The organism is Brevibacillus sp. MCWH (assembly GCF_013096935.1).
Taxonomy (GTDB): Bacteria; Bacillota; Bacilli; order Brevibacillales; family Brevibacillaceae; genus Brevibacillus; species Brevibacillus aydinogluensis.
On record NZ_SDLF01000005.1, the window covers coordinates 77,721 to 101,636 of the forward strand.

The window sequence follows — 23,916 nt, forward strand, 5'->3', positions numbered from 1 at the left end:
AATTTTTTGAAATTTTTTAAAGTCCCTGTGAAACGCTCAGGTATCACACGAGTGTTAACTATATACCTTACGTTCGTTTTTTTCAAGTCCAAATAATGACAAAAAAAGACGCCCAGAGGCGTCATGCGTTCTGATCTTCCTTTCGTTTGACAGCGCCGACCGCTTCCCACACATAAAGCGACACATAGCTGCGCCAGGGTGCCCAGCTCTCGCCAATCCGGCGGATTTCCTGTTCGTCCGGCTTGCCCGGCAGGCTGTACACCAACTGGATGCCGTTGCGCAGTCCAATGTCGGCCGCGGGCAGCAGATCCGGCCGGCCCATGCCAAACATCATTAGGCACTCCACCGTCCATCTGCCGATACCGCGCAGCGGTGTGAGATATGCAAAAATCTCCTCGTCCTCCATCCTCCACAAACTGTCCAGATCGACACGGCCATCCACTACGGCGCGGGCGAAGTCGATGATGTATTCCGCCTTGCGCTGACTGAACTGCAGCGGCCGCAGGTCTGCCGGCTCCAGGCGGGCGACCGCCTCGGCCGTGGGAAAAGCAAAATAAGTGCGGCCTTGATCGTCCTGCAGCTTCTCTCCCGCCAACTCCAGCAACCGACGGGTCAAAGCAGCGGCAAACGGCAGATTCACCTGCTGTCCGATGATCGTCCGGACCATCGACTGAAACAAGTCGGCGTCCAACAGAAAGCGAAGCCCGCGAAAGCGCTCCGTCAGCGGGCGCAGGACATCATCCTGCCGCATGTGCCGGTACAGCGGCTCCAGGTCCACGTCGACACTGAACATGTGCCGGATCGTCGCTTCGAGCGCCATCTTTTCACTGGCGGTCAAGGCTGCATCCGTCCGCCATGTGATCGCCGGTTGTTCCACATCCCCGGTAAAATGCAGGGCCGCCACCACGGGCCGCTGTCCGACGCGAAACACGCGGCGGATCATTCGCGCTTCCGCCTCCACCTGCATCTGCGGGTCCGGGTGCGTTTCCAGCCTCTTCAGCAGCCGTTCAAACGAATACGGCGGTTTCACGGCAATTATGGAACCATCCATCGACACACATCGCTCCTCTCTGCGCGGACATCCAGCCCGTCGTGCTTGTATCCAGCCTACACCAAAAAAGGCCGTATGTCACACGGTTGGTGACAACACGGCAACAAAACGTAAAAGGACTCCTGAACCATGCCTGTGGGAAAAAACATCCTCGCCCGCCCAACGCGGGGCAGGCGAGGATCGTTTGGCGGCTTCTTACTTGCTGAACAGCCCTTTGATCACAAACGCCACGTTGGCCGGACGCTCGGCCAGACGGCGCATGAAGTATCCGTACCAGTCGTTGCCGTACGGCACGTAGACGCGCATTGTGTATCCTTCGCGCGCCAGCTCGATCTGGGACTGCGGACGAATGCCGTAGAGCATCTGGAACTCAAACTGCGTGCGCGGAATGTTGTACTCTTTTTCCAATTGCTTCACGTAGGCAATGATGTTGTCGTCGTGCGTGGCGATCGCGGCGTAGCAGCCGTTCAGCAGGTGCTGCTTGATGATCTTCTTGTAGTTTTCATCGACGTCTGCCTTGTTCGGGAAAGCCACTTCCGGCGATTCCTTGTACGCCCCTTTGACCAGTCGCAGGTTGACCTTCTTTTCTTTCAGCTTTTCGACGTCTTCGCTGGACTTGTACAGGTAGGCCTGGATGACGGTGCCCACGTTGTCGTAGTCTTTCAGGAGTTCGTCCAGAATCTCCAGCGTCACTTCGTTGTGTGCGTAGTCCTCCATGTCAATCCGCACGAAAATGTTGCCGTTTTTCTTGGCTGCGTCCAAAATCCGCCGCATGTTGTTCATGCACAGATCGCGGCTGATGTCCAGGCCAAGCTGGGTCATTTTCAGCGACAGGTTGCAGTCCACGCCGGATTGGTGAATCGCTTCCAGCGTTTTGATGCAGTAGTCTGCCGACTCGTTGGCCTCTTCCACGCTGTAGACGAACTCGCCCAGGTGGTCCAGCGTGCAGACAAGCCCCTTTTGGTTCAACTGGCGAACGGTTTTGATCGCTTCGGCAATCGTTTCACCGGCGACGACGCGGCTCGCGCCGAACCGCAGGCCCCACTTTTTCGCCGCAGCGTTCAGCGTCTTGTTTTTGGACAGGAACAGGAAAAAGTCTTTCATGAGTTGTTCCATGAGAAATCGGTCTCCTCCTCAACAGGGATCTGTGTCCATATACCTAGCAGGAATCGTGCCAAACAGGATGAACAGGACAGATGCCAGCGATTCAGCTTGCTGACGCACAGGAAATTACACACATATGTACAGATTGTGTCCATTCTTGTACACTTTTGATTACAAGGTAAAACACTGTCCATCCGGTGGTTGGCCTGTACCATGCGTGTACTTCTTAGTTTGGATAGGAAGTGATTTTTTGAAACCGTTATTTTCTCTCGATTGTCCATTGGCTTGTCTGGCCGAGCCAATCGGCTCCGCTGCTGTCAGTATACGTGATGGCGAAACGGAAGGTGTGCTGCACCTCGGCGATCGCGACGCTGCCGTTCTCGTCGTCCCGGAGAAGGAGACGCTGCTGAAGGCGGGTGAACGGCTCCTTGCCTGGAAACGCCCCTCTGTGCCCGATCTGGTGACGCTCAACGAGGCAAACAATCCCTCCGGCCTGGTGACTGCTCATCGGCTGTTCAGCGCTTTCGTCACGTTGGCGCAAAACCAGTCCGCCCTGCTGCACACGCTGCTGGACACGATGAGCGAGGCCATTACGATTGTCGATATGCACAACGTGGTTCATTACTGGAACAAGGCGGCCGAGAACATTTACGAAATCGACCGCGCGCAGGTGGTGGGCACGCCGCTGGACGCCCATTTTGACAGCGAGTCCATCCGCCTTCTGGACGCGCTCAAGCAGGGCACCTCGGTGCAGCGGGTCTACCACATCCCCCGGCCGGACCGGCACGTGCTGATCAACGCCGCCCCGATCCGGCAGGAAGGGGATATTATCGGCGCGATATCCATCGAACAGGATATTACCGAACTGGTGCGGCTCAACGAGGAACTGTCCCACACCACCGCCCACCTGCACAATCTGCAACAGGAGATGAGCCGCTTTCAGGCGGCCGACGACCCGTTTTTCACGATCAAGGGACATTCCGCCGCCATTCAGTCGGCGATTCAAGCGGCGCGCAAGGTGGCTCAGACGGACGCTACCGTCCTCATCTACGGCGAGAGCGGCGTGGGCAAGGAACTGTTCGCCCAGGCCATCCACCAGGCCAGCCGACGGCGGGAGAAGCCGTTTATCGCCATCAACTGCGGGGCCATCCCGGCTGCGCTGTTTGAAAGCGAGCTGTTCGGCTACCAGGGCGGAGCGTTTACCGGAGCGGAGAAAAAGGGAAAGCCCGGCAAGCTGGAACTGGCCCACGGCGGAACGCTGTTTTTGGATGAAATCGGCGAACTCCCGTTGGAACTGCAGGTCAAGCTGCTGCGCGCCCTGCAGGAGCGGCAGTTTTACCGCGTGGGCGGCACCGAGCCGATCACCGTCAACACCCGGATCGTCGCCGCTACCAATCGCCAGTTGGAACACATGGTGGCGGAGGGCCGCTTTCGCGAAGACCTCTACTACCGTCTGAACGTCTTTACGCTGGAGATTCCGCCGCTTCGGGAGCGGCGTGAGGACATTCCCGAGCTGGTGCAGTTGTTCCTGCACGAGTACGCCATCGCCAACGATCAGCCTGTCCCGCGCATCACTCCGGACGTGATGCAGGCCCTGATTGACCACACCTGGCCGGGCAACATCCGCCAGCTTCGCAACGTCATCGAGCGCCTGTCCATCCTGCAGGAAGGAGGTGTCATTCTGCCGGAGCACCTGCCTTCCGCCATCCGCTCCCTGACGTTGGCAGCGCCGCCTGCCGTGCCGCTGACACCCCCGTATGCGCCCGTTTCCCAGACTTCACCGGCGGGCTACCCGTTCGCTCCGGACTCGGCCCTGTCGGAACGGGAACGCATCCTGGCCGCGCTTGATCGCACCTACGGAAACAAAAAGGCGGCGGCCGACCTGCTCGGCATCTCGCGCGGCACGCTGTACAACAAAATGAGAAAGTACGGGATCAGCCATGAGCGGTAAGGGGACGCTGCAGCTTAGTACCTGTTCATGATCGCATCTGCTTGCCTGCTGCAAAAAGAAACGCCCAATCATAAACGATTGGGCATCAGACTGAAGACAAACGGTTCATTGAGTTAGCGTCCACAAAAAATGATTTCCAGGCCGAAAGGCCTGCCCATTCATCAACCGAAGCGGAAGACAATGTGCATCGCATGGCGGGATGGGCCAAGCGAGCTCCTTTGACGACCTACTCAGCGGAAAAACGAAGACGCGGGAATCAACAGGGGACACAAGTCTCACTTCCTCGAAATACCCAGATGTTTGTCCCCTGCCCGCGTCTCGTTTTGGAGCGGACATCATTCGCTTCTGTGCTGGCGTCAAGCGAGCGAGCGGGCCCTCTCTCCCATGCGCCGCGGACTTGTCTACACGCTGAACGCCCAATCATAAACGATTGGGCATTTTTGTCGATCATCGCCGCACCGAAGCAGCTAACGTCCAGGTCTCAGCCGAATGATGCGGTCGTCTCCGGGCCCAGGCTCACCGCGTCCATCCCGGTTGCTGGTCAGGAGGTAAAGCGAACCGTCCGGCCCTTCCACGACATCGCGAAGCCGACCGTATTTGTTTTGGTAAAACACCGAAAACGATTGGACGACAGAAGGGTTCCCCGGGTCCAGGGCGACATTCAGGAGTTGTTCACCGCGCAAATTGGCGACCAACAGCCGTCCTCGCCACGGTCCTCTGGTCACAAATGTCATTCCCGCAGGGGCCCAGGTGGTGTCGCCGCTGTGCAGGATCGGCGCAGTCATACCGGCAGCTTGCTGATCCCCCTGGATGACCGGCCAGCCGTAGTTGCCCCCCGGCTCGATCAGGTTGAGCTCGTCGTGAGCGAAAGGGCCGTGCTCCGAACTGTACATGCGGCCAGAGGAAGGACTCCAGCCAATCCCCTGCGGATTGCGGTGACCCCAACTGTACACCGGTGATTGCGGAAACGGATTGTCTGCCGGTATCGTACCGTCCAGGTTGAGGCGCAGAATTTTCCCCGCCAGACTGGAGAGGTCCTGTGCCCGTTCCGGGACGCGGGCATCGCCGGTGGTGATGTACAGCCGACGGTCCGGGCCGATTTTCAGTCGTCCGCCGTTGTGAATCACGTCCCCCGGAATCCCGTCGATCAGCACCTTGTCCACCCGTGCCCGATTGTTCTCCTCCCGCAGCCGCACGACACGGTTGTAGGTGCTGTCTCCCTGGCGATAGGTGTGGTACACGTACAGCCAGTGGTTGGCGGCAAAATCCGGATCGACGGCCAGCCCCAACAGACCGCCTTCCCCTTCGCTCGTGAACGGCGCGGGAAAGGTGATAAGCGGTTCCGGAAGCAGCCTGCCCTGCTGGATCACGCGCACGCTCCCTGGCCGTTCTGTAAAAAAGATGCGCCCGTCCGGGGCGACGTCCAGCGCCCAGGGCACGTTCACGTTGTCTGCCAGCGTCTCCGGCGTATACGGCACCTCCTCATCCGCCAGCACCGTGGGACGGGGCGCCGCGACGACCGGTTCCACAGCTGGTCTTTCCTGCCGTTCTGCGTTATTTGCTTCACACCCGCCGGCAGCCGTCAAGGCGATAGCCGCAGCAGCTGCCATCATCCACTTCCTCATCTCATCCCTCCGACAGCCATCTTCTCAGTCAGTTTGGTCATTTCGCCTCCTGAACAAAACTCCCGCAGGCTTTTTATACTTTTTTCCAGCCTTTTCTGCTACGCTCCCTTTCGGAAGGAGCGTGATTCATGGTGCATTCCTGCTTCTACTTGGTGCGGAAAAGTCGTCTTCCCCGCTATACGCGCAAATTGATCCGCCTGCGAATTCCGTTTGTGCTGGAAGAGACACACCGCATCATCAGCATCCCAGACGGCTACGTAGCCCTGGTGTTTCCGGAGTTGCCCGCACGCCAATACCAACTTGTTTTCCGGACATTCGGCTTTGACGGCCTTCCGTATCCGCATGTGTAATGACCTCTCTCTCGGAAAGGAGGTGATTGCCATGACGAAGCATCTGTACTTTGCCGTTCGTCTCCAGGACGCGGTGCACTTCATCCGGGTGTTGACCAGCCACGGCATTACGCGTTACCATCTGGAGCCGCACGAGGATCACGTTGCCTTCGTGTTCCGCAGCGTCTCTGCTGTCCGGTACACCATGCTCCGGCATGTCTTTGGTGCAGATGGCAAGTCTCGTCAAAGCCGTTGACAAGCGGACCGGCGTTCCCATGAGGGGCGCCGGCCCCCTAACCTTCTCTTTTAGGCAGACAGAAAAAAATTGGTTCCCTGTCAGAACCAATTTGCATTCCGCTATTCCGGTTGAGCCACCCTCCGTTCTGCCAACTGCCGCTGCAGCAGGTACTTGCGCAACGTGTGAAAATATCTGGAGCCAATGCCGACAATTTTGCAGCCGTAGAAGTAATGCGGTCCCTCGACACGCTCGTGGATCACCTGCAGGTCAGCCTGAACGATGCCATCGGCGCGATTGCGGCCGTACAGCTCCACGTAGAAGCACAGCTTCCGTTCGTCGGGAACGGGCTTGTTGGCGCGGATCGCCAATCCCCCCAGACTCAGGTTGACGAGATTCACCTTTTGATAGAAAAAGGCATTGGGCGCTGCGGAATCGACGGACTGATACTGGACCCATCCCTGGACGTCCATGTCAAACCGCGGATATCGACGGCGCTGCTCGCGAAATTCCATGACGGTCGGCGAGTGGAACAGAAAGAGACGATTGCGTTCTTTTGCCAGCACCACCGCCTCAAAATTGTTGATGGTGTCGTAGTCGCTGGTTCGCACACAAGGCAGTTGGTCCCCCACCGTCACGTCCACCTGGTCGGGAAAGACAGCCTCGATGAGGTCGCCCTCTTCATAGATAACGCTGCCTTCAAATAATTGCTTGCCTTTTCGAATTTGCAAGATGCATTCCATCTGCAGTCTCCACCACTTCACACTAAAATTTGCCGGCTTTTCCGGAAAGACTCACGCGATCGTTTTCACGGAAAATGAGGTATAATGGGAACATTGACAGATAGGAGGTTACAGAACCCATGAGTCGTTATCAATGGATTACATTGGCGTTGGCACTTGCCGTGGCCGCGTGCTTCATCGGAGTAGGAGTGGCCATCGGTGAACGCAGTTGGCTCGGCGTGGTGGTCGGAATCGTCGGAGCGATCGTCCTGATGGGACTCGGCTTTACCTACAAGCGCAAACACATGCGCTGACCCTATGGCCTCAACGCCGAACGAGCAGGCTGTTCACGTAAAACAGCACGGACGTAAACCCCTTGGCCTGTTTCAACAGCTCTCTGGCAATGGTGTAAATGTGCGGCTGGCTCCGGTTTACCTTGCGATCGGCGAGGTAAAAGGCGACCAAGCCGTCTACGATCATACGGTGAAACGCAGGATTGGGCAAGTGGTCGACGCTTGCCTTTGCTTGTTGTATAAAGTACCGCATCCGCTCCGTCGCTTCCTGCTCCGAGGCGTAATAGCTGACAAAATTGAGATCGCCGCCCAAGCGATCCTCTTCCAGATCGATCAGGTAATCCAGCAGGATGTGCAGCCCGCACACCCATGGAAAGTAAGCCGCGGTGACCGCCTCGATCTCTTCGTCCGGGACGTGCAGCTCTGTCGCCAGGCAAAACAGGGCAAAGATGCCGATGGTCGATCCGGTAACGGCGGCAAACTCCTGCCAGTACAGATCCCGGTGCCGCTCCTTGTGCCCGTCCCACCAGGCGAGCAGTTGTTTCTCCCGCTGATCGGGAGCGATGTGCTTGTACACCTGCAGGTCGCTGTAAAGGCGGGACAGTTCCAGCACGCGCGGCATGATTTTGCTGTAGCCGGGAAGCTGCCGGGCATGGCGCTGGCTGGTCAGCACGAGGTCGGCCAAAAAACCCCCGTCGTCCTTTTCCTTGTGAAACCGGTAGTAATCCTGCAGCGGAGCACCGGGTGTCAAGGCGTCCTGCATGGACAGATGAAGCTGCCGGAAGTCTTCGGGATCGAGCGACGTGCTGCGGTCGCAGAGATTGTCCAGGTAATCGCTGATCGTTTGGTAGGCTACGATGAGCGGTACGACGACCTCAACGTGAGGGACCACCTGAGCGGCGTAGACGGACCCGCCCTCGCAGTGGAATTTCTTGGTCTCCATGCTGGACAGCGCCTGCTTGCGGAGTTCCGGGTCCGGAATCGCCTGCGCCCGCCGGTACCAGGCGGCAAACTCCCGTTCCAGCACAGGACGAACATGACGGTAGATCCTGTACAACAGCTGCCACGGATGTCGTAGTTCCCTCACGTCATTCCCTCCTTATACACATAGCACTATCTTACCACAAATACCCTCTCTTCTCCTCATTGTTGCCGCGTGCGTGCCAATTTCTTCACACCTTCCGAAAAGAAGGGGAACACCTTCTGCCACCAGGCATGGACGGAAGAATGGACGGAGGAAAGAACGCCATGCGGGGAACAGCAAACTATCCGATCAGCCGTTTGGCCTCCAGATACAGCACCAGGATGAATTTTTTTGCGTTGATCCGGATGGACGACGGAGCCGGTTCGATATGGGTCTCCAACTCCTTCATCCGTTTGCGCACTTCGGTAAAGTCAAAAAAGGTAGTCGCGTAGCTTTCAAACTTCGGGTGGGCGTAGTCGGTCAACCCGAGTGACGCGAGGTGGGTCAGCGCCTGATAGATTGCCCGGCGCACCCGCTGTTCCGCAGCCTTTACCTCTTTTTGCACGTCGGCGGCCGCCGCCTGCCAGCCCAATTTCTCCGCAGCCACGCTGGCAAAGATGTCTTTCAGGGCGGGAAACTTGTAATCGCCGGCTTCTTCTTTTTCCATCCGGTAGAGGTAGTCCAGCATGTCCAGCAAATCCTTGCTGCCGCTTTCCCCGATCATCCCCAATTCCGTCAGCAGGAATTTGCCCGCCGTGCGGATCGTCCTGTCCGGCACTGGCTGCTCTTTTCGCTCGCCGCCCGCGCCTTGGGTCAAGACACTGAGCGATCGCTGGATGCCCTCGATGGAGCGCTGCAGCAGGATGCGCTCCCGCACCTTTTGCAGGACGCTGATCACCTCCAGTCGGTTGATTGGCTTGGTGATGTAGTATTCGATGCCCTGGGAGTACGCCTCCGCAATCATGTCTTTGGATTCGACCTGGGAAATCATCACGACGCGGCCGGAAAAGCCGGACAAGTGGCGAACCGTCTCAATCCCGTCGCGGTTCGGCATCAACAGGTCGATCAGCAGGATGTCGACTCCCTTCAACTCCAGGTAGTTTTTGTCTATCAGCGAACCGTCCTCCGCTTCACCGGCCACTTCCCCCAGATCTGCATCCTCGATGATATGTGCCAGCATCGAACGGATGGCCGGATCGTCATCTACAATAAAATAGCGCATGTCATCATCCTTTCTGCACGAGATGGGCCGCCGGCAGGCGAATGATAAAGACAGTGGCGTACCCGTCTGTGTTTTCGCAAATCTCGATGTTTCCCTGCAGGGTTTCCACCACTTCCCTGACATACGAAAGTCCAATTCCGGTGGACGGATGGCCCGACACGTCGTACTTCGTGGTAAATCCGGGCTTGAACAGCAGTTCCTTGTCTTTGACAGCAATGCCCGGGCCGTCGTCGCTGACCGATAACCGCAGCCACTCCTGTCTCTCGTCCATTGTGGCGGAGACGGCCACCGTGCCGCGCTCCCGGATCGCTTCCACGGCGTTGGCAACGAGGTTGTTTACCAACGACAAGGTCGTGTAGATGTGACAGGATAAATGGGGCATATCCACGCGAGCCTCGAAGCGAATGTCCTTGCCCAGCAGGCGGGCATACTTTTCGTTGGCGCGGACGATGATGCGGATCAGCTCTCCCAGCGGCAGGTAGTCCCTGGCGTTTTCATCGGAAATCAGCTTGGACAGACCGGCGTAAATCCGCTGGTTGTCCTTTTTCACCTCGTGCACCTGCCCGGCGATGCGCAGCGCCTGCCGGGCGAAGGCCTCGTCGTTCTCGTCGCGGGCGGTGTCCTTCATTTTGCGGTACAGATCGTAACACTCCCGCGTGATTTCCTCCACCTGCTGCAAGGTTTTTTTCAGATAAATCGACTCCTCGTACAGGCTGGCGATCAGCATCAGCATGCGCTCGCTGCGGATGCGCTGCTGCTCCTCCATCCACTTCGCCTGACGGAGCTGGATCACGTTGAAAAAGCTGAGCACGAAAAAGCTGCGAATCAGCGCAATCGCCGACACCGGCCAGATTACCGAAAGTTGAAGCACCGCCTCCCACGACGACGCGCGAAACCAGAGTTCCACCAGATTGCCCCCAATCTCCGCCAGCGTCGCCAGCCCGCCGACCAACAGCGGGCGGTGGTGCCATTCATTGACACGAAACAGGGAGAAGAGACAGGAATACGTCACGTAAAAGAAAAAGGCGGGCAGGTGCATGTGAATGGAGGAAACCAGATCAAACCGATCGGACACAGCCCAATCCAGTGCAACCCGAAACAGCACCACCAGGCAGCCCGTCAGCCCCCCACTCACATACGCCGGAACCTTGCGCAGCCACAACAGGAAAAAGAAAAAAGCAGTCGTGCCAAAACTCACACGAAAATCGTCCTGAAACGGATGAAATTTCAACTCGCCTGCGATTGGCACGGCGATCAGCATCAGCATCAAAATGTATACGCTTTCTCTCATCGGTTTTCCACTTTCGTTGCAAGAAGGTTTCGACATTATTTTATTTTACTATAACTTTTGCATAGATTTTTGTAGTTTTTTGTAGGGAAGCGCTTACACTCGTGGGTAGATAGTCCCTTTCATCCCGCAAAATGATTGTATTCTGACAAAAAAAGGGTACTATAAGGTTATGGAAAGACTATTTGCATAAGGGGGAATTTTCATGAAAAAACGCAGTCTGCTTCTCTCGCTGACGCTGCTCCTCACGATGTCGCTCGTGACGGCATGTGGCGGCGGGAACAATGCGCAAGGGGGCCAGGACGGCAATGCCGGCGGTGGCAGCAGCGATCCGAGCCAACTGATCATCGCAACCGGCGGTACCGGCGGCACCTACTATCCGCTTGGCGGGGGCATGGCCGATCTCATCAAGAAAAACACCGGGGTAACGGCCACAGCGACTGCAACCGGCGCTTCGGCAGAAAACGTCCGTCTCATCCGCGACAATCAAGCAGATATTGCTTTTATCCAAAACGACATCGCCGAATACGCAAGCCAAGGCACCAACATGTTCCAGCAGGACGGCAAAATCGACAAGTTCCAGGCGTTGGGCGCCCTCTACAACGAGACCATTCAGATCGTCGTCGCCAAAGACAGCAACATTAAAAGTGTCGCTGACCTGAAAGGCAAGCGCGTCTCCGTCGGCTCTCCGGGCAGCGGAACGGAAATGAACGCCCAGCAAATCCTCGAGGTGTACGGCCTGACTTTTGACGATCTGAAGCTGCAGCGCCTCTCCTTTGCCGACTCTGCGCGAGCCATTCAGGACGGCCAATTGGACGCCGCGTTCCAGACGGCCGGCACACCGACTGCAGCCATTACCGAACTGGCCGCCACGACAGGCGTGACGATCATTCCGGTTGACGATGACAAGATTGACGCACTGATCCAGAAGTATCCGTTCTACGTAAAAACGACAATCCCGGCCAACACCTACCAGACCGTACCGGAAGAAGTCAACACCGTCTCCGTCAAGTCGATGCTCATCGTCCGCTCTGACTTAAGTGAAGACCTGGTGTACAAGGTGACCAAGGCGATCTTTGAGAACACGGACAAACTGGGACATGCCAAGGCAAAAGAAATCAAGATTGAGGACGCGCTGAAAGGCGTCAGCCTGCCGGTACACCCGGGCGCGAAAAAGTTCTTTGACGAAAAAGGCGTACAGTAAGACCCCATGTTTCTGCACAACCAGGTAGGAACCGGGAAAGGGCGGACGTCGTTCCGCCTTTTCTCCTTCCTTTTATTGACCGCTGTGATTCTGGCGACTCTCATCCCCATTTTCCCCGCTCTGGTCATCCGCGACACGGAGACGAACCGGCTGGTGTGGAGCAGCCAAATCGCCGACGACGGCACATTTGCCATACGCTGGACTCATTCCATCAACCGCACGCCCGTCGTGGAGACGTACCGCGTCCAAAACGGGCAGATCATTTTATCCGAATTGACCTTTCAGGATTACGGGATCGGCATGGAAACCCAACTGGCTGACGATGAACAACTGATCAGCGAAAATGGTTTGTTTCGCATCGTCAACATGCACCGCGCCTACCCCGCCCTCCATCTGTTCATCGGACAGGTAAGGGCTAATCATACACTGCTTTTTTCCGGACGGGAAATTCCGCTCGCCGACGTGGACAATCCCGGCGCGGCGGTAACGATCCGGGTGGAGAAGCGCTCCATTTTGCAAGCGATTGGAGGGTACTAGATGAGCACGCAACAGATGAGTCAACAGGAAATGGAACGATTGATTGCTCAGTACGACAAGGAATCCGCCGTGCGTCAGCTGTCCGGGCCGATGAAATGGGTCACCTTTGTCCTGCTGGTTCTGTTTTCCGTCTACCAACTGGTCAGCACGCTCTTCCTGACGCTGCCGCCGCAAATTCACCGCCCCATCCACCTGGCGTTTGGCCTGGGGCTGGTCTATCTGCTCTACGCCGGACGTTCGAAAGGGCAAGCTGACGGCAAGGTGGGAATCGTCAACATCATCCTGTCCATCGTCGCCGTTCTGGTGTCGCTGTACTGGGTTTTCGACTACGACGGGCTGGTGTTGCGCACCGGGAACTACACCACGTTTGACATGGTAATCGGAGGCGCGGCCATCCTCCTGGTGCTGGAGGCCGCACGCCGTGTCGTGGGCCTGCCCATCACCATCATCGCCGCTTTCTTTTTGCTGTACACCTACTTCGGGCCGTACATGCCCGGCTTTTTGGAGCACCGCGGCAATGACGTCAGCCGGATTATCGGTCATTCCTTCTACACGCTGGAAGGGATTCTCGGCACGCCGCTCGGGGTGTCGTCCACGTTCATCTTTCTCTTCATCCTGTTTGGCGCCTTCCTGGAAAAGACCGGCGTAGGCGAATACTTTAACGATCTGGCGCTCGTCATCGCCGGGCGCCGCATCGGCGGACCGGCAAAGGTGGCCGTCTTCTCCAGCGCCTTGCAGGGAACGATCAGCGGAAGCTCCGTCGCCAACGTGGTGACGTCCGGCGCCTTCACCATTCCGATGATGAAACGCCTGGGCTACCGCTCCGAGTTTGCCGCCGCCGTCGAAGCGTCATCCTCCACCGGCGGTCAGATCATGCCGCCGATCATGGGCGCCGCCGCCTTCCTGATGGCGGAGTTCATCAACGTTCCGTACATGGAGATCGCCAAATCGGCTGCGCTGCCGGCAATTCTGTTCTTCACCGGCATTTGGATCATGACGCACTTTGAAGCCAAGCGCCTCGGGCTGCGCGGTCTGACCCCGGAAGAGCTGCCGAACAAAAAAGAGGTGCTGAAGAAACTGTATCTGCTGCTGCCGATTCTGGTGATCATCGTCGTACTGATGATGGGCGTCTCTGCCGAGCGTTCCGCCATCATCGGAATCGCGTCCACAATCGTGGTCAGCGCATTCCGCAAAGAGACGCGCTTGTCGCTTGCGGACATTCTGGAAGCGTTCGCTTCCGGCGCCCGCACCGCTCTGGGTGTGGTGGCGGCAACGGCTTGTGCCGGCATTATTGTCGGGATGGTCACGCTGACCGGTATCGGGCTGAAACTGGCCAACGGCTTGATCGACCTGGCGGGCGGCATTCTGCTGCTCACCCTGTTCTTCACCATGATCGCGTCGCTGATCCTGGGGATGGGCACACCGACCACGGCCAACTACATCATTACATCGACGATTGCCGCTCCCGCCCTCATCCAGATGGGCGTGCCGGACATCGCCGCGCACATGTTCACCTTCTACTTCGGGATTATTGCCGACATTACCCCGCCAGTTGCGTTGGCGGCGTTCGCTGCGGCCGGTATCGCCAAATCAAAACCGATCCAGACTGGCGTGGAATCGACGAGGCTGTCCATCGCAGCCTTTATGGCGCCCTACATCTTCGTCCTGTCGCCGCAGCTGCTGTTGATCGACACCACGTTTTGGGAATCGGTGTGGGTGTTGATCACCTCCACGCTCGGCATGATTGGCGTTGGCGCCGGTCTGATCGGCTTCTGGATGTCGAAGCTGAATCCGCTGGAGCGTCTCCTGGCTGTCGCAGGCGGCGTTTTGGCCGTAATGCCCGGACTTGCCACCGACTTGTCAGGTTTCGCCCTGCTGGCGCTCGTGTTTGGTCTCTCCTACTTCAGGGGGCGCAAGGAAAATCAGCAGATTCAGATCGCTTCCTAAGCCAGGTGCTAATGGTTTCATAAAACTGCAGGCTGTCGATGCCATTTCGACAGCCTGTTTCTTTTTTACGCGAAGCAGTCAAAAAAATAGCTCTCCTCTTATCCCAGACGGGCCAAGTCGGAGAGCTACATTTTTTCATGACGCTGCATCAGTATTGTCCAATGGGGTGAGACTTCGTTTCCCTTTTTGACTACTTTTCTTCCGGTTGGCCGTCAACAAACCATTCCTTACCGTTGTCGCCAGTCTTGGACTTCAATTCTATTTTCACTGATGTTTTGTCGTCCCCACGTTGGAAAAGGATCGTTGTTTGGGTTACATCCTTATCGACTAACAAAAGAGGCTCATAGTCGCCAATCTTATGGTGAGACATTGCTTGATGCAATGCTTCCGTGTAGCTGACCTGTTCGCGCGTATCAAGTTTGTCCCAAATATGATGGTTGTCCGCATAATCTACCTGCTCCAAGCCATTTGTATCGATGTTGAATTTTTTCATTGCGGTATTCCATGTCTTTTCCAGCAACTTGTTTGTCTTCTCTGATCGATGATTCTTTATTTTGTCTTCATGTTTGATTTTTTTGCTTTCCTTCTTTTGCGCTTCAACATAGTAGGGTGCAATTCCAATTCCGACACCTGTTAGTATTGCCACTGTGAGCAGTGAAGGTAAAAGTACCATGCGCTTTTTCAACGAAAAAACCTCCTCTTTTCTAAGTGATTTCACGAAATTTGCCTAACTAAAGTTCTGTTCGATCCGACGTAGTAATTGAATCAGCGTCACTAGAAGACCACCAAATTCTATGATTCGATGTGGCATAAGTGTCATCCAATCCAATTGGGCAGTATGCACTAGCATAAGCTGTTGTCCCTGATTCTTTCTTGCTTTCTTTGTATCCTCGCTTTTTACCGCCCCCCATATTTCTGTATAGGCTCTAGCATACTTTGTCCCATACGAACCAATGGTAACTGCATCACTTCTCCATTGTGTATTATCACTGTCGTATGAGATACTAACTCCTGTTCCCTGTTCAAAATAAATATTGGCCGCATATGCTGAAGTAGCTACGACACTGGTTAGACTTATGGCCAACATCATCATCTTCATTTTTTTCACATAAACCCTTCCAGTATTTTTACAAAATTTACATATAAAAGGTTATCACATCCATGATGAGTGTGTGAATCCTATATTTTCAAAATAACCAAAAATTTGTAATTTGCTTACGACACCGTTGCCGTCTGTACACATCCTCCAATGGAACTTGATGTACCAATTTCTGGAGCAACAAAGCAACGATTCGATATGTATTTCTTTGATGCAAAGGGGATTCTGAAAAATGTGTTCGCGAAATGTTTCCGGGACAGGGAACAAAAGCGGAATGTACAGCTTGTGGAATGAGAGACATTCATTTAGGTTCCAGGTGCATCCTTTAGTGCGATACTATTTACAATTTTTGACGGACACAAGACCACTTTCGTTTCATCATAAGTGTGTGATGCCTGTCTTTCTCCATCTACAGGCGCGTTTCGCGGGATCATCCTGTTTGCAGAACCACCACAATTTACACCCGACATGGAAAACGGGTCCCCTCTCCAGGGACCCGTCCAGACTGAAGACAAACCGATTGTGCCGAAGGAGAATCACGTTTCCAGACAGAGCGACTTGTGAGCCCTACCGAGCGGAGCAGCGATTTGCGGAAAAAAGGAGCGCCACCTCTGAATGGGCCGCGTAGTGATGCGGCTTTGGCGCTCCCCCGCAAATCGATGAGGAGCGTGCAGTTTGTGCTTCCCCGCTGGGCGAGCACGGGCCCCGCCGAACGCGAGCATTAGCTTGTGTTCGGTGGGTAAAGCACGGAGCGAATGACGGAAACGTGTTCTCCCCGCAACGGACATTTTGTCTAATCGAGTAGGAGGGGGTGGCTAACCCCCGTCCTCTCACACCACCGTACGTACCGACCCGGTATACGGCGGTTCACCAAGCTTGACGAAGTGTGAAATATCGCTGTATCAAACTCATCAGCCCTTGTTGTTGCCAGTAGGCAATACCAAGGGCTTTGTGCATGTGCGGGGATTTTGTTGTCCGCCATGCCCCCTTTCGGGTGTTTGCGATTTCCAGTGCTCTGTTGTGAGAAAGGCCAAGCGAACGAAGTTCGCGGTACCTCGTACGAACTCGTTTCCACTGCGTCCATAGACAGAGTCGGAGCCTTCGGCGAATCCATTCCTCTATTCGCAGGAGATGGGTTTTCGCCTCGGCTAGCGCAAAATACCCGATCCATCCCATGAGGTACTGGTTGAGTTTTTGAATCCGCTCCTGCATGGTCATGCTCCAATGTGGGTTGGTTAATTGGCGAATCTGTTCTTTCAACCGGGTGATCGATTTGGGGTGCAGGCGTATCCGTGCTTTCTTTCCCAGAGTAAAGCTAAAGCCGAAAAACTTCCGATTGCACGGGCGATCCACCGCACTTTTCTGTTGATTTACCTTGAGTTTGAGAACCCTGGTCAAGTATCGCTCCACGCTTGCCTTTACACGTTCACCCGCACGTTTGGAGCGGACATAGATGTTGAATAGCTCTCCTCTTATCCCAGACGGGCCAAGTCGGAGAGCTACATTTTTTTATCACGCTGCATCAGTATTGTCCAATGGGGTGAATAAGGGTCTTGGATTTCCCTTCATGTTTCACGGGGTGGTTTGGCCAAATCGGAAGCTGAAAACGGTTAAACACAGCTTGTTACTCTAACATTTGCTCAAGAATTTTTTCACCTTTTTTATAAACGGATCCGTCGAGTGTAAATCGGTACAGAACCATCTTTTTGCTCGTGGTGTCGTATATCCATAAAAACTTGTCGCCATTCGCCGAAGTGGAATGCATCATGACAGCATCACCGCTGGACAACGCCCCATCCTGAGCGAAGAGCGGCTCTGATAACTGCGGTTTCGTCTGAAGATGATAGATGATTTCTCTTGACGTCTCTTTTGCAGTCTCTGCAATCGAAACAATTCCGTAAACAACCGCCACTGTAAGTATCGAAAGTAAAATTCCTACCCATATTTGAAACCAGTTGCTTTTCATTGCCAACCTCCTCCTCTCGTGGTCACTATTAAAATATCAAAATTTGTAATCTATTCCATTAATGAATTTTTCCGGGGGGGGTATGACTTTTATGAAATGTCCTGGGCCAAGCGAGTCGCCCCCATCACCCCATGCACCACGGACTTCGTCTACACACTGACGGGCCCCTGTTTAGGGACCCGTCTTTTTACTTGCGAATCAATCTTGTCCAGCCTTCGTCCTGCTCCACCTTTTGCTCCTTCATCAGCTTGCCCAGGGCCCGCTTGAAGGCTGACTTGCTCATCGCGAACTTCTCCCGGATGATGTCGGCCGGGGTGTCGTCCGTGTACGGCATCGCCCCGCCCCGGTCGATCAGGTAGTGGAGAAGCTTGTCCGCGTCTTCTGCGTACCGGACTTCCTTGCGCGCATGCATCGAGCCGTTCAACCGGCCGTCTGCGCGCACGTAGCTCACTCGGCAGCGGACCGACTGCCCCAGGCGAAGCGGTTCCGTCATCTCGTCGCGGTGGACGAACAGCACATGCTCGTCGTCCGTAAACAGGAACGCTCCCTCCTGGATCACTTTGTAGACCGTGCCTTCTACCCACTTGTTGTGCATGTCGTTGTCGGCCGGGACGGCAATCCGGCTGATTTCCTCCTCCGACACCGGCCTGGCCAACAGACGTCCCTGCTTGTCCCGCTTCAGCGTTACCAGCAGGCGGTCCCCCGCGCGAGGCCATTCCTGCCGCATCTTGGGGAGATCGTCCACGAACAGCAGCAGGTGCTTCTTGATGCCGTTATCCAAAAATACGCCCAGGCGCGGGGACACATCCACCACTTCCAGCCAGCCGTACTCGCCCCACGATACATAGGGCATCTGCATGGTAGCCGCCAATCGATTTTCATGGTCGTGGTAGAGAAAGACGTCCACCTCTTCACCGACCCGGAGCGGACCGTCTGCTTCGCTCCGGTGGAGAAACACCTCCGCCTCTCCCTCGTGAAGAAAATAGCCGAAATCCGTCTGCCGCGCCACCGTCATCGTCACGGTCATGCCCGCCTGGAGGTGGGTCAGAGCGGTGTGCACCCGGTTTTTGTTGTGCCTCTTGTTCATTTGCGTCCTTTCCTCTCTCTCCTGTTTGCATCCTAACTATACCCAACCGGCGGCAATCCATTCCACACCTTTTTGCCCATCCCGCAGAAAATTCGGCTAATCAGGCAAGTCCGGCCGACGGTTGCAATATGTATGGATTGTACCGGTTGTACCTGTTTTGATGTGTAACCAACTGATGACGACTGTCGTAATTACCAGCAGTTATTTCCAGTCTAAATAGATGGGAGCGACTCGTGATGCTTGTGCTTCTGGAACATATCATTCTCGGCATTGTTCAGGGGTTGACGGAGTTCCTGCCGATTTCCAGCACCGGTCATCTGGTGCTGTTCCGCAAGCTGTTCGGTCTGCAGGAAGCCGGCCTGCTCTTTGACACGATGCTTCACTTTGGGACGCTGATCGCCGTCGTCATTGTGTTTTGGCCGGAGATTCGTCACGTCCTGATTAACCCGACCGGCAAACTGGCCCGCCTGCTGGTCGTCGGCACCATTCCCACTGCCGTCATCGGCCTGACATTTGAAGACTATTTTGAGGAGATTTCCCGGACCGGTGTGACGATCGGGTGGGAGTTTCTCGCCACCGGCGTGATTATCTGGGGAGTGGAATCAATGCGCAGGGGGACGCGGAAGTTCGACGAGATCAACTACACAGACGCCCTGATCATCGGTACGCTGCAAGGCGCCGCCATCCTGCCCGCCATCTCCCGCTCCGGCCTGACAATTGCCGGTTCGCTTATGCGCGGCATCAATCGCGCCGATGCAGCTCGCTTTTCTTTTTTGCTGTCGCTTCCGGCCATTCTGGGAGCAACCGGACTGCAGACGCTCAAGCTGGTCAGGCAACCGGTGGAAACGGCCGCGATGATTCCGATGCTGGTGGGTACGATGTGTGCCGCCATCGCCGGATACGTGGCCATACGCTGGATGCTGAAGATCATCAGCACCGGCTCGATGAAAGGCTTTGCCGTTTATGTCTGGGTCCTGGGCATTATCATCCTCGGCATGCAGTATTTCGGCGGATAGCCAAACAATAAGCCGGCGCTGCCGCCGGCTCTTTCACTTTATGTGCTCCTTGTCTCCGTACCGGCTGGCCACCAGTTTGGCCACCAGCAGCACGAGGCCGTAAAACGCCGTAGCCAGGAGCGATGTGGCCAGCCAGGTGGCGGTCCCCAATAACAGGTAGAGCAGGACGTGAGCGACAAAAATGCCCAACAGCCAGATCCCGATGTTCATCCGGTTGATAAAGGCGACCAGACTGCGCAACCAACAGACACCTCCCACTTGTGCAGATACTGTTGTTATTGCCCCTGCGGCCGCTTCTTATCCCCGTCCGGCCAAACTTCCGGGTCCCTCTGTCGGTCCTGCACCTGAAAGCCCGCCCGCTCCAGAATTTCGGCCAGCACATCCAACGGTGTGTTGGCCACCTGGGCAAACATCCGCCTTGTATGCAAATGCTGGGCGTGGGGAAAATCGTCCGATAGCTGCCTGCGCAATTTTTTTCCGCTGTGGTCCTCATCCGTAAACACGTACACCTCGTCGGCCGTCTCCAGTTTTTCCGCAAGCCGCCCCGCCTTGTCCGCGCTGTACGACCCGTATGTGCAGTAAATCAATACCGGTTCGGCCAAAACCTGCAGAAGCCGCTCCCTGTCCGTTTTTCCCTCGACAATAATGACACGTTCTTCCACGCGGCCACGCCTCCTTTTCCAGCGAGGTGATACGTTTAGTATACCCGTTCCAAAAGCGGCCGGAAATAGACCGCCGGGAACATCTGGCTGCGTAACACAGACGCCTGCCGGGGGAAGCTAGAGGTGAACCAGGGGGAAAGGAGCGTGCACCATGGCACAGTGGAAAAGCGCCAAAAATTTGAACCAGAAAGGCTTGGCTGTCACCGGCCTGACGAGCAGCACAATCGCTGACGACACGCACACGGAAGACAACCAGGGAACTTCGCAGCAGCGCAAGCAGAAGGAGCAGCCCGAGCCCCGGCCCATGTAAGGACCGCTTGTCTCTCAAACAGCCGTCTTATACAAGGCGGCTGTTTTGGTACCGAGGGAGCGAATCGCTTCCCGCAGTTACCCGGTTTGTCAGCCTTCCCACACCCTGCTGACCTCCCGCAATTCTGTGCCGTCAAATGACAATCGGTAGATATCGGGCATGGAAAGTTGTTGCCAGAAATGATAATCGTACCGTTTGTCAAACACATTCATGATTAATGCCATCAAATTGCCATGGGTGCCGATGACGACGTTCTTTCCGGAAAACCTGGTTAAAACCTGCTCGATTGCTTTGATTCCCCGTTTTTGGGCAGCGGCATTCGACTCCCCGCCTTCCCATGAAAAATGCTCGTCTTCCCACACCCGTGCGACAGCGTATTGAAAATCCTCCACGGGTTTATCAGACAAGATTCTTTCCTTGAACCCTTCCTCGATCTCCACCGCTTTCCCAATGGAATGGGCTATGCCTTCGACGGTTTGAATCGCTCGTCTGTACGGACTTGATATGACATGATCGACGTTTTTCCGCTTGAGCAATTCGGTTACTTTTTTCGCGTCCAGGCAGCCGCGCTCGGACAATGGCCGGTTTCTTTCATCCGGCGTATAAACGGAATGGGCGTGCCGCACAAGATACAGATTGGTTCCCATCAGATGCTCCCCCCAGGGATTCCCATATTTTGTTTTATTGTATCATTGCGGATTCCATCTTGACGTGTACCTTAACCCGACACCGACATGTTCGTCCCGGATGGTGCAGTGATTGTCATCATTTCATTTCTTTGCAGAGATGTACGAGCCTTGCGAAAAAATGATTGCATTCCACCATCTCACGTCATATAATCTAACATAAAAAATTAACATGTCAGATTATCTGACACAAAAAAGGAGTGGATTACATGGAACCGACACTGCCTCTTCTCGCTTCCGCAGTGGATGCCACCTGGGTGATGGTCTCCGCCATTTTGGTGATCTTCATGCAGGCCGGATTCGCGCTGTTGGAGGCTGGGTCGACGCGCATGAAAAACGCCGGACACATCGCCGGCAAGACGGTCCTGACGTTTGGAATCTGCACCTTGGCGTTTTGGGCCCTGGGCTTCGGCCTGACGTTTGGCAACGGCAATTCGTTCATCGGACTGACCGGCTTTTTCTTCAACGGAACGGAGGAACAGGCGGCTGCGGCCTACGAATCCCTTTCCTTCGCCAACATTCCGGTCGGGATCAAGTTCCTGTTTCAACTGGCTTTTGCCGGCGTCTCCCTCTCCATCGCCTGGGGCGGCTTCGCCGAGCGCGCCAAACTTTCTGTCTACGTCGTTTTCGGAATATTGTATACGATCTTAATTTATCCGGTTGTCGGCCATTGGATCTGGGGGGGCGGATGGCTGGCGGACCACGGCAAACAGGATTTTGCCGGATCGACGGTCGTCCACCTGACCGGAGCAACCGCCGCTCTCGTCGCCACCATCCTGCTCAAGCCGCGCCTCGGCAAGTACAACAAAGACGGCAGTTCCAACTTGATACCCGGTCACAATCAGGTCTACACCACGCTGGGGGTCATCATCTTGTGGATTGGCTGGTTTGGCTTCAACGCGGGGTCTGCGTTTGGCTCCGTCTCCGGCCTCTTTGGCCATGTGGCGCTGACGACCAACCTCGCGGCCGCGTCCGGTGCGGTTGCCGCTCTGGGCATCGCGTGGGCTGTCACGGGGAAAGCAGACATCCCGAGCATGCTGAACGGCGTGCTGGCCGCCCTGGTGGCAATCACCGCTTCCTGCGCGTTTGTGGAACCGTGGGCTGCGATTGTCATCGGGTCCGTGGCAGGTATTCTTACATTCTATACTGCCATCTGGTTTGATCGGATGGGCATTGACGATCCAATCTACGCCTTCTCCGTCCACGGCATCGCCGGCATCTGGGGAACGCTGTCCAACGGCTTTTTTGCCGCTCCCGCCCTGGTAGAAAAAGTGGGCGTCGGGATGCCGGGCCTGTTCTACGGCGGCGGCTTCCACCAACTGGGCGTTCAGGCGTTGGGTGTATTTGCCGCGCTGGTGTATGTGCTTGTCGCTTCGTACGTCATTCTCGCCATCATGAAGAAAACGATGGGACTTCGCGTAACCGAAGAAGAAGAGGTGATGGGCCTTGACCTTAGCGAACACGGGGGATACGGATATCCCGAACTGCTGCAATCGGAACGCCCTTACGTTTCCGCCCCACAAAGGCGATCCACTCATTCTCTCACTTGAGGATTGTCACCGCATCGCGGACGCCGGTTCGTTTCAGGAACTGCTCTCCCTGCGCCGGGAGCTCTTGAACCTGTCCCGGTTGGAAGGGATGAATCGGGCCGGGGAAATGGCACCGTACGCCGTGACTGTCAATCTGATCCACGACAAGGTGATCCGCCAGGGCGTGCTGCTCGCCGTGCGCCACCTGGCGAAAATGGGCGTAGGCACGCCGCCCGTCCCGTTCGCCTTTCTCCAGTTTGGCAGCGGCGGGCGAAGCGAACAGGCCGTCATCAGCGATCAGGACAACGGACTTGTCTACCGGATTCTTGACGGCATGGACAAACGGGAGATGGAGCGTGTGGAAAACTACTTTCACCTGCTGGGGGCTGCCATCGTGCAGGGCTTGGAACAAGTAGGCTATCCGCCCTGCCGGGGCAACGTCACCTGCGTGTCGGCCCGCTGGCGCGGCAGCACGGACCAATGGATGGAGCGCCTCGCCGCCTGGGCTGCCGATCCGGTGTGGGAGCACGCCCGCTATCTCCTGTTGGTGGGCGACGCCCGCATCCTCTGGGGGGAGCCGGATGTGGTCGCCCCGCTGATCAAGCAGTACCGGAGGCTGCTCGCCCACAACCCGATTCTGATCGGCAGGCTTGTGAGCAACACCCGCTTCCACCGGATTCCGCTCACGTGGCTGGGCCGGATCGCTCCGGACATCACCGGCCGCTACCAGGGCGCGATCAACCTAAAATACGGCGTGTATCTGCCGATCGTCAACGTCGTCCGCCACTTCGCCCTGGCTCACGGCATTCACGCCGCCTCCACGCTGGAGCGGCTGGCTGCCCTGCGGGAAGCAGGCATCTGGCCGGTGGCGTTCTGCCGGGAGGTGGAGCACCACTTCCGGCTGCTGCTGGGCCTTAGGCTGATCGCTCCGCTGCACTGGCGGGACGGCACCTACGCCAGCAACAGCTACGTCAAACTGTCGGAGTTGTCGTCAGATACGCTCTCAATGCTGCGCGAGGCAATGAAGCTGGCGCTGCGGTTGCAGAAATGGACAAAAAAAATGCTGGCCGCGTACCCGGAATAGGGAGG

General features: G+C 56.0%; 26 protein-coding genes. 11 read left to right on the plus strand and 15 right to left on the minus strand.

Annotated elements, in window-relative coordinates; translation table 11 throughout:
* Positions 1-121: 121 nt before the first annotated feature.
* The gene (locus ETC00_RS06260; protein WP_171565099.1) at positions 122-1,051 is read right to left on the minus strand and encodes a DNA-3-methyladenine glycosylase 2; all 930 of its coding nucleotides are present in this window, start codon (positions 1,049-1,051) and stop codon (positions 122-124) included.
* A 195-nt stretch (positions 1,052-1,246) separates the two neighbouring features.
* Positions 1,247-2,167 carry a proline dehydrogenase family protein gene (locus ETC00_RS06265; protein WP_171565100.1) on the minus strand — a complete coding sequence of 307 codons (921 nt, stop codon included), beginning with the start codon at positions 2,165-2,167 and terminating at the stop codon, positions 1,247-1,249.
* 238 nt (positions 2,168-2,405) lie between these two features.
* On the opposite strand from ETC00_RS06265, the gene ETC00_RS06270 reads away from it, so the two are divergent.
* Positions 2,406-4,106 carry a sigma-54 interaction domain-containing protein gene (locus ETC00_RS06270; protein ID WP_171565101.1) on the plus strand — a complete coding sequence of 567 codons (1,701 nt, stop codon included), beginning with the start codon at positions 2,406-2,408 and terminating at the stop codon, positions 4,104-4,106.
* A 467-nt stretch (positions 4,107-4,573) separates the two neighbouring features.
* On the opposite strand, the gene ETC00_RS06275 is transcribed toward ETC00_RS06270, so the two are convergent.
* Positions 4,574-5,731, minus strand: a complete 1,158-nt coding sequence (locus tag ETC00_RS06275; RefSeq protein ID WP_171565102.1) for a PQQ-dependent sugar dehydrogenase — start codon at positions 5,729-5,731, stop codon at positions 4,574-4,576.
* A gap of 128 nt (positions 5,732-5,859) precedes the next feature.
* Between ETC00_RS06275 and ETC00_RS06280 the strand changes: the two genes are divergently transcribed.
* Together ETC00_RS06280 and ETC00_RS06285 are read left to right on the plus strand one after the other, a co-directional pair.
* Positions 5,860-6,081 (plus strand): hypothetical protein, encoded by a 222-nt coding sequence (locus ETC00_RS06280; RefSeq protein ID WP_171565103.1) that lies wholly within the window; start codon positions 5,860-5,862, stop codon positions 6,079-6,081.
* Between the two features lie 31 nt (positions 6,082-6,112).
* Positions 6,113-6,316: a hypothetical protein gene (locus ETC00_RS06285; protein WP_171565104.1), complete on the plus strand. Its 204-nt coding sequence runs from the start codon at positions 6,113-6,115 to the stop codon at positions 6,314-6,316.
* Positions 6,317-6,417: 101 nt separating this feature from the next.
* On the opposite strand, the gene ETC00_RS06290 is transcribed toward ETC00_RS06285, so the two are convergent.
* The gene (locus ETC00_RS06290) at positions 6,418-7,038 is read right to left on the minus strand and encodes a PilZ domain-containing protein (RefSeq protein WP_171565105.1); all 621 of its coding nucleotides are present in this window, start codon (positions 7,036-7,038) and stop codon (positions 6,418-6,420) included.
* A gap of 119 nt (positions 7,039-7,157) precedes the next feature.
* Here ETC00_RS06290 and ETC00_RS06295 point away from each other — a divergent pair, with 119 nt between their 5' ends.
* Positions 7,158-7,331, plus strand: coding sequence for a DUF5325 family protein (locus ETC00_RS06295; RefSeq protein ID WP_171565106.1), 174 nt, complete (start codon positions 7,158-7,160; stop codon positions 7,329-7,331).
* Positions 7,332-7,341: 10 nt separating this feature from the next.
* Here the strand turns inward: ETC00_RS06295 and ETC00_RS06300 are convergent, their stop codons facing one another.
* The 3 genes from ETC00_RS06300 to ETC00_RS06310 all read right to left on the minus strand — a co-directional run bounded on the left by ETC00_RS06300 (position 7,342) and on the right by ETC00_RS06310 (position 10,787).
* Positions 7,342-8,397, minus strand: coding sequence for a tetraprenyl-beta-curcumene synthase family protein (locus ETC00_RS06300; RefSeq protein WP_171565107.1), 1,056 nt, complete (start codon positions 8,395-8,397; stop codon positions 7,342-7,344).
* A gap of 178 nt (positions 8,398-8,575) precedes the next feature.
* A complete protein-coding gene (locus tag ETC00_RS06305) occupies positions 8,576-9,496 on the minus strand; it encodes a response regulator (RefSeq protein WP_171565108.1) in 921 nt (306 codons plus the stop codon).
* Between the two features lie 4 nt (positions 9,497-9,500).
* Complete coding sequence (locus ETC00_RS06310) at positions 9,501-10,787, minus strand: sensor histidine kinase (RefSeq protein WP_171565109.1); 1,287 nt, start codon at positions 10,785-10,787, stop codon at positions 9,501-9,503.
* Between the two features lie 202 nt (positions 10,788-10,989).
* On the opposite strand from ETC00_RS06310, the gene ETC00_RS06315 reads away from it, so the two are divergent.
* The 3 genes from ETC00_RS06315 to ETC00_RS06325 are packed head-to-tail and all read left to right on the plus strand — an operon-like array spanning position 10,990 to position 14,472.
* A complete protein-coding gene (locus tag ETC00_RS06315; RefSeq protein WP_171565110.1) occupies positions 10,990-11,988 on the plus strand; it encodes a TAXI family TRAP transporter solute-binding subunit in 999 nt (332 codons plus the stop codon).
* A 6-nt stretch (positions 11,989-11,994) separates the two neighbouring features.
* The gene (locus tag ETC00_RS06320; RefSeq protein ID WP_171565111.1) at positions 11,995-12,525 is read left to right on the plus strand and encodes a DUF1850 domain-containing protein; all 531 of its coding nucleotides are present in this window, start codon (positions 11,995-11,997) and stop codon (positions 12,523-12,525) included.
* Positions 12,526-14,472: a TRAP transporter permease gene (locus ETC00_RS06325; protein ID WP_171565112.1), complete on the plus strand. Its 1,947-nt coding sequence runs from the start codon at positions 12,526-12,528 to the stop codon at positions 14,470-14,472.
* Between the two features lie 190 nt (positions 14,473-14,662).
* Here ETC00_RS06325 and ETC00_RS06330 read toward each other — a convergent pair whose 3' ends face one another.
* The 5 genes from ETC00_RS06330 to ETC00_RS06350 all read right to left on the minus strand — a co-directional run bounded on the left by ETC00_RS06330 (position 14,663) and on the right by ETC00_RS06350 (position 18,624).
* Complete coding sequence (locus ETC00_RS06330; protein ID WP_065067756.1) at positions 14,663-15,157, minus strand: hypothetical protein; 495 nt, start codon at positions 15,155-15,157, stop codon at positions 14,663-14,665.
* A 42-nt stretch (positions 15,158-15,199) separates the two neighbouring features.
* Positions 15,200-15,580, minus strand: coding sequence for a hypothetical protein (locus ETC00_RS06335; protein WP_171565113.1), 381 nt, complete (start codon positions 15,578-15,580; stop codon positions 15,200-15,202).
* A gap of 858 nt (positions 15,581-16,438) precedes the next feature.
* Positions 16,439-16,969 carry a group II intron maturase-specific domain-containing protein gene (locus tag ETC00_RS06340; protein ID WP_171565114.1) on the minus strand — a complete coding sequence of 177 codons (531 nt, stop codon included), beginning with the start codon at positions 16,967-16,969 and terminating at the stop codon, positions 16,439-16,441.
* Between the two features lie 226 nt (positions 16,970-17,195).
* Complete coding sequence (locus ETC00_RS06345) at positions 17,196-17,537, minus strand: hypothetical protein (protein ID WP_171565115.1); 342 nt, start codon at positions 17,535-17,537, stop codon at positions 17,196-17,198.
* 187 nt (positions 17,538-17,724) lie between these two features.
* Entirely contained in the window at positions 17,725-18,624 is a 900-nt protein-coding gene (locus tag ETC00_RS06350; RefSeq protein ID WP_171565116.1) for a CvfB family protein, read from the minus strand.
* Positions 18,625-18,860: 236 nt separating this feature from the next.
* Between ETC00_RS06350 and ETC00_RS06355 the strand changes: the two genes are divergently transcribed.
* A complete protein-coding gene (locus tag ETC00_RS06355) occupies positions 18,861-19,640 on the plus strand; it encodes an undecaprenyl-diphosphate phosphatase (protein ID WP_171565117.1) in 780 nt (259 codons plus the stop codon).
* 33 nt (positions 19,641-19,673) lie between these two features.
* On the opposite strand, the gene ETC00_RS06360 is transcribed toward ETC00_RS06355, so the two are convergent.
* Both ETC00_RS06360 and ETC00_RS06365 read right to left on the minus strand, forming a co-directional pair.
* Positions 19,674-19,880 (minus strand): hypothetical protein, encoded by a 207-nt coding sequence (locus ETC00_RS06360; RefSeq protein WP_171565118.1) that lies wholly within the window; start codon positions 19,878-19,880, stop codon positions 19,674-19,676.
* Between the two features lie 35 nt (positions 19,881-19,915).
* Complete coding sequence (locus ETC00_RS06365) at positions 19,916-20,302, minus strand: toprim domain-containing protein (RefSeq protein WP_171565119.1); 387 nt, start codon at positions 20,300-20,302, stop codon at positions 19,916-19,918.
* 151 nt (positions 20,303-20,453) lie between these two features.
* On the opposite strand from ETC00_RS06365, the gene ETC00_RS06370 reads away from it, so the two are divergent.
* The gene (locus tag ETC00_RS06370) at positions 20,454-20,612 is read left to right on the plus strand and encodes a hypothetical protein (RefSeq protein WP_171565120.1); all 159 of its coding nucleotides are present in this window, start codon (positions 20,454-20,456) and stop codon (positions 20,610-20,612) included.
* A gap of 89 nt (positions 20,613-20,701) precedes the next feature.
* Here ETC00_RS06370 and ETC00_RS06375 read toward each other — a convergent pair whose 3' ends face one another.
* Positions 20,702-21,259, minus strand: a complete 558-nt coding sequence (locus ETC00_RS06375; RefSeq protein ID WP_171565121.1) for a histidine phosphatase family protein — start codon at positions 21,257-21,259, stop codon at positions 20,702-20,704.
* A gap of 248 nt (positions 21,260-21,507) precedes the next feature.
* Here ETC00_RS06375 and ETC00_RS06380 point away from each other — a divergent pair, with 248 nt between their 5' ends.
* Entirely contained in the window at positions 21,508-22,848 is a 1,341-nt protein-coding gene (locus tag ETC00_RS06380) for an ammonium transporter (RefSeq protein WP_171565122.1), read from the plus strand.
* Entirely contained in the window at positions 22,745-23,911 is a 1,167-nt protein-coding gene (locus ETC00_RS06385) for a DUF294 nucleotidyltransferase-like domain-containing protein (protein ID WP_171565123.1), read from the plus strand. Before ETC00_RS06380 ends, ETC00_RS06385 begins: the two co-directional genes overlap by 104 nt.
* The last annotated feature ends 5 nt before the right edge of the window (positions 23,912-23,916 follow it).

Bases quoted from the DNA above. Each gene is read 5' to 3' on its own strand.
- ETC00_RS06260 (WP_171565099.1), bottom strand. From the start codon at position 1,051: ATGGATGGTTCCATAATTGCCGTGAAACCGCCGTATTCGTTTGAACGG.
- ETC00_RS06265 (WP_171565100.1), bottom strand. From the start codon at position 2,167: ATGGAACAACTCATGAAAGACTTTTTCCTGTTCCTGTCCAAAAACAAG.
- ETC00_RS06275 (WP_171565102.1), bottom strand. From the start codon at position 5,731: ATGAGGAAGTGGATGATGGCAGCTGCTGCGGCTATCGCCTTGACGGCT.
- ETC00_RS06280 (WP_171565103.1), top strand. From the start codon at position 5,860: ATGGTGCATTCCTGCTTCTACTTGGTGCGGAAAAGTCGTCTTCCCCGC.
- ETC00_RS06285 (WP_171565104.1), top strand. From the start codon at position 6,113: ATGACGAAGCATCTGTACTTTGCCGTTCGTCTCCAGGACGCGGTGCAC.
- ETC00_RS06290 (WP_171565105.1), bottom strand. From the start codon at position 7,038: ATGGAATGCATCTTGCAAATTCGAAAAGGCAAGCAATTATTTGAAGGC.
- ETC00_RS06295 (WP_171565106.1), top strand. From the start codon at position 7,158: ATGAGTCGTTATCAATGGATTACATTGGCGTTGGCACTTGCCGTGGCC.
- ETC00_RS06305 (WP_171565108.1), bottom strand. From the start codon at position 9,496: ATGCGCTATTTTATTGTAGATGACGATCCGGCCATCCGTTCGATGCTG.
- ETC00_RS06310 (WP_171565109.1), bottom strand. From the start codon at position 10,787: ATGAGAGAAAGCGTATACATTTTGATGCTGATGCTGATCGCCGTGCCA.
- ETC00_RS06315 (WP_171565110.1), top strand. From the start codon at position 10,990: ATGAAAAAACGCAGTCTGCTTCTCTCGCTGACGCTGCTCCTCACGATG.
- ETC00_RS06320 (WP_171565111.1), top strand. From the start codon at position 11,995: ATGTTTCTGCACAACCAGGTAGGAACCGGGAAAGGGCGGACGTCGTTC.
- ETC00_RS06325 (WP_171565112.1), top strand. From the start codon at position 12,526: ATGAGCACGCAACAGATGAGTCAACAGGAAATGGAACGATTGATTGCT.
- ETC00_RS06345 (WP_171565115.1), bottom strand. From the start codon at position 17,537: ATGAAAAGCAACTGGTTTCAAATATGGGTAGGAATTTTACTTTCGATA.
- ETC00_RS06350 (WP_171565116.1), bottom strand. From the start codon at position 18,624: ATGAACAAGAGGCACAACAAAAACCGGGTGCACACCGCTCTGACCCAC.
- ETC00_RS06355 (WP_171565117.1), top strand. From the start codon at position 18,861: ATGCTTGTGCTTCTGGAACATATCATTCTCGGCATTGTTCAGGGGTTG.
- ETC00_RS06370 (WP_171565120.1), top strand. From the start codon at position 20,454: ATGGCACAGTGGAAAAGCGCCAAAAATTTGAACCAGAAAGGCTTGGCT.
- ETC00_RS06375 (WP_171565121.1), bottom strand. From the start codon at position 21,259: ATGGGAACCAATCTGTATCTTGTGCGGCACGCCCATTCCGTTTATACG.
- ETC00_RS06380 (WP_171565122.1), top strand. From the start codon at position 21,508: ATGGAACCGACACTGCCTCTTCTCGCTTCCGCAGTGGATGCCACCTGG.